At 69.3% G+C, this 13132-nt stretch carries 12 protein-coding genes; 10 read left to right on the forward strand and 2 right to left on the reverse strand.

The annotated features are described in order from the left end of the window. Positions 1-32 precede the first annotated feature (32 nt). The 9 genes from GGR46_RS05935 (at position 33) to GGR46_RS05975 (ending at position 10652) form a co-directional block, all read left to right on the forward strand. Positions 33-1685, forward strand: coding sequence for an electron transfer flavoprotein-ubiquinone oxidoreductase (locus GGR46_RS05935; RefSeq protein ID WP_183995438.1), 1653 nt, complete (start codon positions 33-35; stop codon positions 1683-1685). A 1-nt stretch (position 1686) separates the two neighbouring features. Continuing rightward, positions 1687-3267: a tetratricopeptide repeat protein gene (locus tag GGR46_RS05940; protein WP_183995440.1), complete on the forward strand. Its 1581-nt coding sequence runs from the start codon at positions 1687-1689 to the stop codon at positions 3265-3267. Then, entirely contained in the window at positions 3267-4067 is an 801-nt protein-coding gene (locus tag GGR46_RS05945) for a 4-(cytidine 5'-diphospho)-2-C-methyl-D-erythritol kinase (RefSeq protein ID WP_183995442.1), read from the forward strand. The genes GGR46_RS05940 and GGR46_RS05945 overlap by 1 nt, the downstream gene beginning before the upstream one ends. A 200-nt stretch (positions 4068-4267) precedes the next feature. After that, positions 4268-4990, forward strand: a complete 723-nt coding sequence (locus GGR46_RS05950; RefSeq protein WP_183995444.1) for an enoyl-CoA hydratase/isomerase family protein — start codon at positions 4268-4270, stop codon at positions 4988-4990. Next, entirely contained in the window at positions 4987-5688 is a 702-nt protein-coding gene (locus GGR46_RS05955; RefSeq protein WP_183995446.1) for an N-formylglutamate amidohydrolase, read from the forward strand. Before GGR46_RS05950 ends, GGR46_RS05955 begins: the two co-directional genes overlap by 4 nt. Before the next feature lie 222 nt (positions 5689-5910). Further along, positions 5911-7632 carry a dihydroxy-acid dehydratase gene (ilvD, locus tag GGR46_RS05960; RefSeq protein WP_183995448.1) on the forward strand — a complete coding sequence of 574 codons (1722 nt, stop codon included), beginning with the start codon at positions 5911-5913 and terminating at the stop codon, positions 7630-7632. A 154-nt stretch (positions 7633-7786) separates the two neighbouring features. Continuing rightward, on the forward strand, positions 7787-8080 hold the full coding sequence (locus GGR46_RS05965) for a hypothetical protein (protein ID WP_221262566.1): 294 nt from the start codon (positions 7787-7789) through the stop codon (positions 8078-8080). After that, entirely contained in the window at positions 8077-9471 is a 1395-nt protein-coding gene (locus GGR46_RS05970) for an NAD(P)H-hydrate dehydratase (protein ID WP_183995450.1), read from the forward strand. Before GGR46_RS05965 ends, GGR46_RS05970 begins: the two co-directional genes overlap by 4 nt. After that, positions 9462-10652, forward strand: coding sequence for a class I SAM-dependent RNA methyltransferase (locus GGR46_RS05975; RefSeq protein ID WP_183995452.1), 1191 nt, complete (start codon positions 9462-9464; stop codon positions 10650-10652). Before GGR46_RS05970 ends, GGR46_RS05975 begins: the two co-directional genes overlap by 10 nt. A 30-nt stretch (positions 10653-10682) precedes the next feature. Here the strand turns inward: GGR46_RS05975 and truA are convergent, their stop codons facing one another. Together truA and fmt are read right to left on the reverse strand one after the other, a co-directional pair. Next, the gene (gene truA / locus GGR46_RS05980; protein WP_183995454.1) at positions 10683-11423 is read right to left on the reverse strand and encodes a tRNA pseudouridine(38-40) synthase TruA; all 741 of its coding nucleotides are present in this window, start codon (positions 11421-11423) and stop codon (positions 10683-10685) included. Then, complete coding sequence (gene fmt, locus GGR46_RS05985; protein ID WP_183995456.1) at positions 11420-12349, reverse strand: methionyl-tRNA formyltransferase; 930 nt, start codon at positions 12347-12349, stop codon at positions 11420-11422. Before fmt ends, truA begins: the two co-directional genes overlap by 4 nt. 154 nt (positions 12350-12503) lie before the next feature. Here fmt and recR point away from each other — a divergent pair, with 154 nt between their 5' ends. Further along, positions 12504-13100 carry a recombination mediator RecR gene (gene recR, locus GGR46_RS05990; protein ID WP_183995458.1) on the forward strand — a complete coding sequence of 199 codons (597 nt, stop codon included), beginning with the start codon at positions 12504-12506 and terminating at the stop codon, positions 13098-13100. The last annotated feature ends 32 nt before the right edge of the window (positions 13101-13132 follow it).

Consider the following 13132-nt stretch of genomic DNA (forward strand, 5'->3'; position numbering starts at 1 on the left):
CGTTCAAGGCCAAGATTATGAAGGATGCGATGATGAGCGAACGGGAGTCGATGCCCTATGACGTCGTGATCGTCGGCGCGGGCCCCGCGGGCCTTTCGGCGGCGATCCGGCTGAAGCAGCTGGCCACGGAAGCGGGCAGCGAGCTTTCGGTGTGCATCCTCGAAAAGGGCTCCGAGGTCGGCGCGCACATTCTCTCCGGCGCGGTGGTCGATCCCAAGGCGCTCGACGAACTGCTGCCGAGCTGGCGCGACGATGGCTGCCCGCTGGCGCGGACGCCGGTGACCGAGAACCACCACTGGATTCTCAGCGAGAAGGGCCGCTCGGGCTTCCCCGAGTTCATCACCCCGCCGTTCCTCCACAACAAGGGCACCTATACCGGCAGCCTGGGCAATCTCTGCCGCTGGCTGGCCGACAAGGCGCAGGAGATGGGCGTCGAGATCTTCCCGGGCTTCGCCGCGGCCGAGATCCTCTATCACGACAATGGCTCGGTGAAGGGCGTCGCCACCGGCGACATGGGCGTGGCGCGCGACGGCGAGCACAAGCCCGACTATCAGCCGGGCCTCGAGCTGCACGCCAAGTACACCTTCTTCGCCGAAGGATGCCGCGGCCACCTGACCAAGCAGTTGATCCGCAATTTCGAGCTCGACAAGGACAGCCAGCCGCAGATCTACGGCATCGGCATCAAGGAGCTGTGGGACATCGATCCGGCCAATCACGTGCCGGGCCGCGTGATCCACACCCAGGGCTGGCCGTTGACCGACGGCGCCAATGGCGGCGGCTTCCTCTATCATCAGGCCGACGGGCAGGTCGCGCTCGGCTTCGTCACCTGGCTCAACTACAAGAACCCGTATCTCTCGCCCTTCCAGGAGATGCAGCGCTGGAAGACCCATCCGGAAATCGCGGCGATCCTCAAGGGCGGCAAGCGCGTGTCCTATGGCGCGCGCGCGATCTCGGACGGCGGCCTGCAATCGGTGCCCAAGCTGGTGGCGCCCGGCGCCGCGCTGATCGGCGACGCGGCGGGCTTCCTCAACGTGCCGCGCATCAAGGGCACGCACACCTCGATGAAGAGCGGCATGATGGCGGCCGAGGCGGCGTTCGCCGCGGTCGGCGCCGGCCGCGAGGCGGACGAGCTGGCCGCCTATCCCGAGGCGTACGAGAAGAGCTGGGTCTACAAGGAGCTGCGCGGTGTTCGCAACGTGGCGCCGCTCGTCAAGAAGTTCGGCGATACCTGGGGCACCTTGCTCGCCGGTGCGGCGATGTGGAGCGAGCTGATCGGCCTGCGCTGGCCGTTCACCATGAAGCACAAGCCCGACAATGAGGGGCTGTGGCACGCATCGGTCGCGCCGAAGATCGACTATCCCAAGCCCGATGGTGTGCTGACCTTCGATCGTCTCTCCTCGGTGTTCATCTCGAACACCAATCACGAGGAGGACCAGCCGGTCCATCTGACGCTGAAGGACCCGGAAATCCCGATTAACTATAATCTTCCGGTGTACGCCGAGCCGGCGCAGCGCTACTGTCCCGCCGGTGTCTACGAAGTTGTCGGCGAGGGCGACGATCTGCGCTTCCAGATCAACGCGCAGAATTGCGTCCACTGCAAGACGTGCGACATCAAGGATCCCACCCAGAACATCAACTGGGTGGTCCCCGAAGGCGGCGGCGGCCCCAATTATCCGAACATGTAGTTTGACGCTCGCGCTGCTGCTGGCCTTGCCGGCGGCAGCGCAGCAGCGGACCGCGCCGCCGCTCGACCTGCGCGACTATGCTCGTGCCCGTGCCGCCGATGCGGCGGGGGAGCCCGGCCTTGCCGCCGCCGGCTATGCCCGCGCGCTGACGGCAGTGCCGGGCGACCAGCTGCTCGCGATGCGCGCCTATCGCCAGGGGCTGGCGGCGGGCGACTATGCGCTCGCCACCCGCGCCGCCGCGTCGCTGGTCGCCGCTCGCACCGCACCGCCGGACACCGATCTGCTCGCCTTCGCCGTCGCGCTGAAGGGCCGCGACCGGCTCGGCGCCGAGAAGGCGCTGGAGCGCATGTCCAAGGCGCAGCTCGATTTCATCGTGCCCGTGCTCGGTGCCTGGCTCGCGCTCGATCGTGGCGAGGATCCGCTGCCTCTGCTCGACACCGCGCATGGCAACGCGCTCGCCTCGCGCTTCACCGGTCGCCACCGCGCGCTGCTGCTGATCGCCACCGGCAAGCCCGACCAGGGCCTGCTCTCGCTCGCGGCGTTCAGCGGCACCGAGGATCCGGCCGACGCGCGCATCGACGCCGGCATAACTTTGCTGCGTACCGGCCAGGTGGCCAGGGCCGACCAGCTACTCGGCGACCTCGCCGGCGCGAGCAAGGCCTGGCGCAAGCGCGAGGCAAAGGGCGGCAAGCCGGATGCCGCGTTCGGCGCCGCCCATGTCTTCCTCAGCCTCGCCGCCGATCTGAGCGGCGAGGAACTGGCGCCGCTCTCGATCCTGCTCACCCGCGCCGCATTGCTGCTCGATCCGCAGGAGGATCGCGCCCGGCTGCTGCTCGCCGACGCGCTGTCGCGCACCGACGCCACCGGCCTCGCGCTGCAGACGCTCGCCGAGGTCCGCCCCGACGGCCCCTTCGCCCGCAGCGCCACCGCCGGCCGGGTCTCCGCCCTTCGCAGGGCCGGGCGGCTCCCCGAAGCGCTTGCCGACGCGAAGGCGCTCGCCACTGCCGAGCGGGCCAGCCCGCAGGAGATCCGGGCCTATGGCGAGCTGCTCTTCCAGACCGGCAGCTATGCCGATGCCGCGGAGGCCTATGCCCATGCCCAGGTCCGTTCCGGCGACGAGAGCGGCTGGGAGCTCTATTATCTCCGCGGCGCCGCGCTCGATCGCGCCGGCCGCTGGGAAGAGGCGCTGCCCGCGCTGCAGCGCGCGGTCCAGCTCGCCCCCGAAGAGCCCGAGGCGCTGACCTGGCTCGGCAATGCCCAGGTCGAGCGCGGCGTCGACCTGCCCACCGCCCAGGCGCTGCTCGAGCGTGCCCGCAAGCTCAAGCCGGGCGATCCCGCGATCACCGACTCGCTCGGCCGCGCCTATTATGCCGATGGCCAATATGGCAGGGCGCTGCCCCTGCTCGAACAGGCGGTGCGTGCCGATCCGGGCGGGATGCGTCCCAACGAGCATCTCGGCGACACCTATTGGAAGCTCGGCCGCCGGATCGAGGCGCGCTACGCCTGGCGCGCCGCCGAGGTGAGTGCCGAGCCGGGCGACGTCACCCGGATCCAGGCCAAGCTGGCGAACGGGCTGAACTGATGGTCACCGAGATTGCCAAGGCCAAGCTCAACCTGGCGCTGCACGTCCGCGCGCGGCGCCCCGATGGCTATCACGAGCTGGAGACGCTGTTCGCGTTCGTCGAGCATGGCGATCTCCTCCAGGTCGAGCCCGCCGAGGCCGACAGCTTCGCCCTGACCGGCCCCTTCGCCGCGGTGCTCAGCGAGGAGGGCGACAATCTCGTCACCCGCGCTGCCCGTGCATTCCGGGAAGCGTTCGGCGGCGGCGCGCACGCTATCACGCTCGACAAGCACCTGCCGGTTGCCTCGGGCATCGGCGGGGGCTCGGCCGATGCCGCCGCGACCTTGCGCGCGCTGGGCCGGCTGCACGGCGTCGCGGTCGAGGACATGTTCGCAATCGCCGACGGCCTGGGCTCAGATGTCCCGGCCTGCCTGTTCGGCCGCACCGCGATCGGCAAGGGCAGGGGCGAGCAGCTCGAAGCGGTCGCCGGCCTGCCAGGCACGCCGGTGCTGCTGGTCAACCCGGGCGTGGCGGTCTCCACCGCGGAGGTGTTCCGCCGCTGGGACGGTATCGACCGCGGACCGCTGCCGGCCGATCCGCGCCAGGGTCGCAACGATCTGGAACCGCCCGCCCGCGCGATCGCGCCGGTGATCGACGCGGTGTTGGCACTGCTCACCGCCCAGCCGGGCGCCGGGCTCACCCGCATGTCCGGCTCCGGCGCGACCTGCTTCGCGCTGTTCGACAGCGAGGCGAAGCGGGACGCGGCGGCCGAAGTACTGGCGGCGAAGGACTGGTGGGTGCTGCCGAGCCGGCTGACCTGAACCCGGCCCGTTCCCCGGCGAGCGGAAGGGACGGTTAACCAGTCCATTTAGCGAGATGTTGGTGGCTCGAGGCGCATACGACCCTCAGCGGATCGACTGCCGGGAGCAGAACGTCTGTCGGTGGCGCGGGCGCGGAGAGTCTCCAAGTCCCGCCCCATCCACCCCTTGACAGCGCGCCGCCATTCGGGCCGATCCGCGCCATGATCCATCTCACCCGCACCGGCAATGTCGCCACCATCGCGCTCGCGCGGCCCGAGGCGAAGAACGCGCTTCCCACCGCCGCCTGGCGGGCGCTCGCTGCCGCCGCCCGCGATGTCGGCGATGCCCGCGCCGTGATCCTCCGGTCCGACGTGCCCGGTATCTTCTCCGCCGGCGCCGATGTCCGCGAGTTCGAGCAGCTCCAGACCGATCCCGCGCTCCGCACCGAGTTCCGCGAGGCGATGCGCGAGGGGATCGAGGCGATCGCCGCGCTCCCGATGCCCGTGATCGCCGCGATCGACGGCGGCTGCTTCGGCGCGGCGGTGGCGCTGATCCTCGCCGCCGATATCCGCATCGCCGGCAAGCTCTCCGAATTCGCCATCACCCCAGCGCGACTGGGCCTTGGCTACCCCCGCGAGGATGTCGCCCGGCTGGAGGCGCAGGTCGGGAAGGGCATGGCATCGCTCCTCCTCTTCACCGGCGACAAGCTCCGCTCCGACGAGGTCCACAAGATCGGGCTGGTCGAGCTGAAGACCGCCAAGGCGATCGACACCGCCACCGCCATGGCGGGTGCGATCGCCGGCAACGCCCCCCAGGCGATCCGGCTGCTCAAGCGAACCCTGCACGGCGAGCAGACCGACCAGGGCTTCGAGGACGCATTCGGTGGTGCCGAATTCGCCGAGGGCCTTGCCGCGTTCCGCGCCCGCCGGAACCCCGTCTGGTGAGCACCGCCGAGATCCTCGAGGGCGGTGTCCGGGACGTACTCCTGCTGTGCGACCACGCCTCCAACGCGGTGCCCGCCGATATCGACCTGGGCATCGCGCCCGGCCTGCTCGACAACCATATCGCGATCGACATCGGCGCCGCCGCCGTCACCCGTGGGCTGGCCGCCAGGCTCGATTGCCCCGCCATCCTTGCCACGGTCTCGCGCCTCGTGATCGATCTCCACCGCGAGCCCGATCATATCGGTCTGATCCCACACCGCAGCGACGGCCATCTGATCCCCGGCAACGAGACGGTCGACAAGGCTGCGCGCATCGCCCGCTTCCACGCGCCCTATCACCGCGTGCTGCGCGACCGCATCCGCGCCCAGCGGCCCCGGCTGATCCTCTCGATCCACAGCTTCACGCCTTGCCTGGAGCATGGCGGCACCGACCGGCCCTGGCAGGTCGGCGTGCTCTACAACCGCGACACCCGCGCCGCGCACCCGACGGTGAAGTTCTTCGAGGCCCGCGGTTTCGTGACCGGCGACAATGAGCCCTATTCGGGGCGGCTGCTCAATGCGACGCTCAACCGCCACGCCGAAGCACAGGGCATTCCCTCGGTCGCGATCGAGATCCGCAACGACCTGATCCGGGATGCGGCGGGGGCGGAGGAGTGGGCCGGGGTGCTGGCGGATCTGGCGGCGCATCTGCTTCCATAGTCGTCGTCCACGTCTCAGACCGTCATCCCGGCATTGATACGTCATACCGCCCCCAATCCGTCATCCCGGCGAAAGCCGGGATCTCGTGCGGCTCCTTCCCTGCGCCATCGCCTGAGATCCCGGCTTTCGCCGGGATGACGGCTATAATTTCCATCCCCACATAATTTCTTTACGCAATAGTCTTGCGCAAAACGGCCTTCTCGCGACATAGGCTTGCGCATCATGACCAACCGATTCGACAAGTCCAAGCTCCCCAGCCGCTACGTTTCCGTCGGCGTCGAGAGCGCTCCGCACCGCAGCTATTATTACGCCATGGGCCTCACCGAGGAGGAGATCGCCCGGCCGTTCGTCGGCATCGCCTCGGCGGGCAATGACAGCGCGCCCTGCAACACCACGCTCGATCAGCAGGCCGACTGGTGCCGCACCGGGGTGAACGAGGCCGGCGGCATGCCGCGCCGCTTCAATACGATCACCGTTACCGACGGCATCGCCATGGGCCATCAGGGGATGAAGTCCTCGCTGGTCAGCCGCGAGGTCATTGCCGACTCGGTCGAGCTCTCGGTGCGGGGCCACTGCTACGACGCGCTCGTCACCTTCGCGGGGTGTGACAAGTCGCTCCCCGGCATGATGATGGCGATGCTCCGCCTCAACGTGCCGTCGATCTTCGTCTATGGCGGCTCGATCCTGCCCGGCCGCTACCAGGAGCGCGACCTGACGGTCATCGACGTGTTCGAGGCGGTTGGCCGCTATTCCGCCGGCAAGTGCCCGCTTTCGGAGGTCACCGCGATCGAGAAGGCGGCCTGTCCGGGCCACGGTGCCTGCGGTGGCCAGTACACCGCCAACACCATGGCGTGCGTCGCCGAAGCCATCGGTTTGTCCTTGCCGAACAGCAACATGGCGCCGGCACCTTACAAGTCGCGTGAAGAGATCGCGATTGCCGCGGGCCGTCAGGTGATGACGCTGATCGAGAAGCAGATCCGCCCGCGCGACATCTGCACCCGCGAGGCGTTCGAGAACGCTGCCCGCATCGTCGCGGCGACCGGTGGCTCGACCAATGGCGCGCTGCACCTGCCGGCCATGGCGAACGAGGCCGGCATCGAATTCGACCTGTTCGACGTCGCGGAGATCTTCAAGACCACCCCGTACATCGCCGATCTCAAGCCCGGCGGCCGCTATGTCGCGCGCGACATGCACGAGGCGGGCGGCATCTACATGCTGATGAAGACGCTGGCGGCAGAGGGCTTCCTGCACCTCGATTGCCTGACGGTGACCGGCAAGACGCTCGGCGAGAATATCGACGAGGTCACCTGGAACCCCGACCAGAAGGTGATCTACGACGCCAAGGCTCCGATCACCCCCACCGGCGGCGTCGTCGGCCTGCGCGGCTCGCTGGCGCCCGAGGGCGCGATCGTGAAGGTCGCGGGGATGAAGCGCCTGCAGTTCACCGGCACCGCCAAGGTGTTCGAGCGCGAGGAGGATGCCTTCGCCGCGGTCGAGGCCAATGCGATCAAGGAAGGGACGGTCGTCGTCATTCGCTATGAGGGGCCCAAGGGCGGCCCGGGCATGCGCGAGATGCTATCGACCACCGCGGCGCTCTATGGCCAGGGGCTGGGCGAGAAGGTGGCGCTGATCACCGACGGCCGCTTCTCGGGCGGCACCCGCGGCTTCTGCATCGGCCATGTCGGCCCCGAGGCGGCCGAGGGCGGCCCGATCGCGCTGGTCCAGGACGGCGACGAGATCAGCATCGATGCCGAGGCCGGCACCGTCGATCTCAACGTGCCCGAGGACGTGCTGGCCGAGCGCCGGGCCAAGTGGCAGCCGCGGATGAACGACTATCAGGCGGGCGCGCTCTGGCGCTTCTCGCAAAATGTCGGCCCGGCTTATAAGGGGGCTGTAACGCATCCCGGAGCCAGCGCCGAAACCCATGTATTTGCCGATATCTGATCGAGTTCGCCCTCTCCCCGGTCGGGAGAGGGTTGGGGAGAGGGGAAGGGCACGCGCCGCGCTCACGCTCGCGGCCCTTCTTTCCCTCCCCGCCTGTAACACCCAGGTCCGTGACAAGGCCGCCGAGGCCCGCAACGAAATCCACGCCGAGAAGATGGAAAAGGCGGAGGGGCGCATCGAATGCGCCCCGCCGGGCGCCGAGACCTTCGCCTTCGCCTGTGCGATCGACCGTACCCAGTCGCAGGACGGGCTGTTCCTTACGCTCCGCCACCCGGATGGCGGCTTCCGTCGCCTGCTCGTCACCACCGATGGTCGCGGTGTGATCGCGGCGGACGGTGCCGAGAAGGCCGAAGTCACCATCCTCGCCCCCGATCAGGTCGAAGTCGCGATCGGTGGCGCGCGCTACCGCTTGCCTGCGACCGTGCGCGGGGCCAAACCGGGCAAATGATCCCGCCCGGCGCACCGATCGTCACCGCCGCCCAGATGCGCGCCGCCGAGGAGGCGGTGTTCCGGCGCGAACCCCAGCTCGACGTGATGGAGCGCGCGGGTGCCGCCGTGGCGCGCGAGGCCGCCCGCTTCGTCCATGGATCGCCGATCCTGGTCCTCGCCGGCCCGGGCAATAATGGCGGGGACGCCTATGTCGCCGCGCGCCTGTTGAAGGCAGCTGGCCATGACGTCGCCATCGCCGCCTCGGGCGAGCCCGGCACTCCGGCGGCGCGCGAGATGCACGCGCGCTGGGGCGGGGAGGTGGGTTCGCTCTACCAGGCCCGCCCGCGCCCGGTGCTGGTCGACGGCCTGTTCGGCACCGGCCTCACGCGTCCCTTGGAGCGCGGCATCGCCCCGGTCTTCGCCGAGCTGGTCGCCGCCGCGCGCTTCACCCTTGCGATCGACCTGCCCTCGGGCCTCGAGACAGACAGCGGCACCGATCTCGGCGTGCCCCGCGGCATCAGCGCGACGCTGGCGCTCGGCGCGCTCAAGCCGGCCCATGTCCTTGGCGCCGGACTGGAGCGCTGCGGTCATGTCCTGCTCGCCGATATCGGTATTCCGGTCGAGAGCCAGTGGCGCACCGTCACCCGCCCGAAACTCGTCGCGCCGGGCCCGCGCGCGCACAAGTACAGCCGTGGTCTGGTCGTGGTGGTCGAGGGCGACATGCCCGGAGCCGCGCGGTTGGCGGCGCATGCCGCGATGGCAGGCGGTGCGGGCTACACGATCCTGGCCTGCGCCAGCGACGGCGGCGGTGGACCCGACGCGCTGGTGCGCCACAAGATCGCGAATGGCGACGATCTGGCGGACTTCCTCACCGAGAAGCGTATCGGCGCCGTCGTGATAGGCCCCGGCCTGGGTCGCGATCGCCGTGCCGAGGGGCTGCTCAAGGCGGCACTCGGTGCCGATCTCCCTCTCATCCTCGATGGCGACGCGCTCACGCTTCTGGGCAAGTCTGCGGGCGCCTGGCTCCAGCGCCGCAATGCCGCCACCTGGCTCACGCCGCATGCGGGCGAGTTCGAGCGGATGTTCGAAAGCGATGGCGACAAGATTACCCAAACCCTTGCAGCAGCATCGGAAACCCGCGCGACGGTGATTCACAAGGGTGCCGATACGGTGATTGCCACGCCGCGCGGCGTGGTTCGCGTGCTCGCCCAGGCATCGTCCTGGCTCTCTACTGCCGGCACCGGCGACGTCCTTGCCGGCACGCTCGCCGCCCAGGTCGCTTCGGGCAATAAAAATGCCGCGGAAGCGGCGGTCTGGCTGCATGCCCGTGCCGCAGCCCTTGCAGGACCGGCCTTCATCGCCGATGCGCTGCCGATGCATCTCCCCCAAGCGATTTCCGAATGTCTCTGAGCACCGTCCTGAAAGTCGCGGGCCGTGGTGAGGGTATCACCGACGATGGCCGCTACATCCCCTTCACCGCGCCCGGCGACCAGGTCGACGCGCACGGTGCGATCACCCGCGGTCCGCATCATCAGGAACCGCCCTGCAGGCACTTTCCCGAATGCGGGGGCTGCCAGCTCCAGCATCTCGACGACTTCGCCTGGAGTGCGTTCATCGTCGACCGCATCACCGGCGCGCTCGCCCAGCACAAGCTCAAGACCGAGATCCGTCCGCCCTTGCTGTCGCCGCCCCGGACCCGCCGGCGCGCCACGCTCCATGCCGAGCGTCGCGGCCGCCAGGTGCTGCTCGGCTTCACCGGGCAGGGCAGCCACACGCTGATCGACCTGAACGAGTGCCACGTCCTCGATCCCGCGCTGTTCGCGCTGCTGGCGCCGCTGCGCGGCCTGCTCGCCGCGCTGTTGCCGACGTCGCGGCGGATCAACGTCCATCTCGCCAGGGCCGATCAGGGCATCGACGTGCTGCTCGACGGGCTCGAGGCCGAAGGCCTCGCCGCGGCCGAGGCGATCACCGCCTTCGCGCACCGCCACCAGCTCGCCCGCTTCTCGATGGACGAGGGGCTGGGGCCGACGGCGCGCTGGGAGCCCGATCCGGTGACGATCACGCTCGGCGGCGTGCCCGTGCCGTTCCCCCCGGGCAATTTCCTCCAGGCGACGCCCGAGGGCGAGGCGGCTTTGGTCGCCGCGGTGCGGGAGGTCGTCGGCGATGCCGGCACCGTCGCCGATCTCTTCGCGGGGCTGGGCACCTTCACCTTCGCCTTTCCCAAGGCCAAGGTCTATGCGGCCGAAGCCGCCCGGGATTCCATCCTGTCGCTCAAGGCCGCTGCGGGCAGCGCACGGCGCATGGTCTTTGCCGACCATCGCGACCTGTTCCGCCGCCCGGTAACGGGCACGGACCTCGACAAGTTCGATGCAGTGGTGATCGATCCGCCCCGCGCCGGTGCGCGCGAACAGGTTGCCGAGATCGCCAAGGCGCGTGCGCCGCTCGTGGCGCATGTTTCCTGTAATCCCAACACCTTTGCACGAGATGCGGAGATCTTGTGTCAGGGCGGCTATCGGCTCGACTGGATCCAGCCGGTCGGCCAGTTCCGCTGGTCGACCCATGTCGAGCTGGCCGCGCGGTTCAGCCGTTAGGGCCACCCTCCCGCTTCTGCGGGAGGGACATCAGGGATAATCCGCCCGCAGGAAGAACAGCCCGTCCGACGGCGCATTGAGCCCCAGCGCGGCGCGGTCGCGGGCTTCCAGCGCCGCGGTCATGTCGTCGGGCGTCCAGCGGCGCTGGCCGACCAGCACGATGCACCCGACCATCGAGCGTACCTGGTGGTGCAGGAACGAGCGGGCCGAGGCGAAGACGCTGATCCGCTCGCCCTCCGCGATTACTTCGAGCCGGTCGAGCGTGCGCAGCGGGCTGTCCGCCTGGCAATGCGCCGAGCGGAAGGTAGTGAAGTCGTGCCGCCCCACCAGCCGCGCAGCGCCCTCGGCCATCAGGCCGGCATCGAGCGGGGGGATCACCCGCCAGGCGAGCCCCTTCTCCCAGGTGAGCGGCGCGCGTCTTGTTGAGATTCTGTATTCATAGTGGCGTGCAACACACGAGAAACGCGCATGCCAATCATCCGCCACTTCGACGCAATCGAGGATCGCCACCGGATTGGGCCGCACCCGCGCGTTGAGTGCCTCCATCAGCCGGAATGCGGTGATCGGCTTCTCGATGTCGATATGCGCGCGCATGCCCAGGCCGTGCACGCCGGCATCGGTGCGGCCGGCGGCCTGCACCGAGGCGCGCTCTCCGGTCACCGCGAAGGCGGCATCCTCGATCGCCTGCTGCACGCTCGGGCCGTGGTCCTGCCGCTGCCAGCCCATGAAGGGCCGGCCGTCGAATTCCACCGTCAGCGCGAACCGCGTCAAAGCCGGGTTCCCCTGGGGATATCCAGGCCGCGCAGAAGCTCGCGTGACGTCATGACACCGCGGCCGGCTCGCTGGACCATGTCGGGGCGAATCGCGCCGACGCAGCAGCCGATCGCCAGCTGATCGTCCAGGATCAGGCCGGGAATGCTCTCGAAGTCCGCACGGAGTTCGAGATCGGTCTGGACGTGCGCGGTCAGGACCTTGATGCGTTCGCCCTGAAACTCGAAAAAGGCACCCGGGGCGGGATTGAACGCCCGAACCTGCCGCTCGACCTCCACCGCGCTTCGCGTGAAGTCGAGCCGCGCCTCCGCCTTTTCGATCTTCGAGGCGTAGGTCACCCCCTCTTCGGGCTGCACCACCGCAGGATGCCCGTCCAGGTCCGCCAGCACTTCGACCATCAGCCGGGCGCCCATCGCGCTCAGTTCGACGGTCAATTCCCCCGCGGTCTTGCCACCGATCGACGTCCGCTCCTCCAGCCGCACCGGCCCGGTATCGAGCCCGGCTTCCATCTGCATGATGCCGACGCCCGTCTCCGCGTCTCCTGCGAGGATCGCGCGCTGGATCGGCGCGGCGCCGCGCCATCTCGGCAGCAGCGAGCCATGGACGTTCAGGCAGCCATGCTTCGGCGCATCGAGCACCGCCTGGGGCAGGATCAGGCCATAGGCAGCGACCACCGCGACATCCGCCTCCAGCGCCTGCAGTGCCGGAAGCGCGTCAGGGTCCTTCCGGAACGAGAGCGGCGTGCGCACCTCGATCCCCAGTTCCTCGGCCCAGGCATGCACCGGCGAAGGGGTGAGCGCCTTGCCCCGCCGCCCGCCCGCCCGCGGCGGCTGGCTGTAAGCCGCCACGACGTCGTGGCCGGCCTTCACCAACGCATCGAGCACCGGCACGGCAAAGTCGGGCGTTCCCATGAATATCACTCGCATGCCGGGCCTTTAGCCCCAACCGTCATCCCGGCGAAAGCCGGGATCTCATGCGGCTCTGGTCCTGCGCAATCTCCTGATATCCCCGCTTCCACTGGGACGACGGGCCGGGGCAGGGGTGTTTGCTTTCCGTTCCGCCTCGCTTATCTCTCCCGCCATGGCATCTCCCGAGATCGAAGCGCTCACCCAGGCCCTGTCGCGACTTCCCGGCCTCGGCCCGCGTTCGGCGCGCCGCGCGGTGCTCCATCTGCTCAAGAAGCGCGAGACCGCGCTCGATCCGCTGCTCTCGGCGCTGGGCGCGGTTAGCCGGAACCTGGTCACCTGCGGCACCTGCGGCAATGTCGACACCAGCGATCCCTGCCAGATCTGCGCCGATCCGCGCCGCGACGTGCGCTCGCTCTGCGTGGTCGAGGAAGTGGCGGACCTCTGGGCGCTCGATCGCTCGCGCCTCTTTCCGGGGCGTTTCCATGTCCTTGGCGGCCGGCTCTCGGCGCTGGAGGGCGTCCGGCCCGAGAATCTTCGCATCGACAGGCTGGTCGCGCGCATCGCCGCCGGCGGCATCGACGAGGTGGTGCTGGCGATGAACGCCACGCTCGAGGGGCAGACTACCGCCCATTATATCGCCGAGCGGATCGAGACCTATCCGGTACGCGTCACCCAGCTCGCGCACGGCCTGCCGGTGGGCGGAGAACTCGACTATCTCGACGAGGGCACGCTCGCCCAGGCACTGCGCGCGCGGCGGCCGGTGGCCTAGAATTATTGATTTGAGCGCCCCACTGGCCTAAA

Source organism: Sphingomonas kyeonggiensis, from assembly GCF_014196745.1.
Classification (GTDB): Bacteria; Pseudomonadota; Alphaproteobacteria; order Sphingomonadales; family Sphingomonadaceae; genus Sphingomonas; species Sphingomonas kyeonggiensis.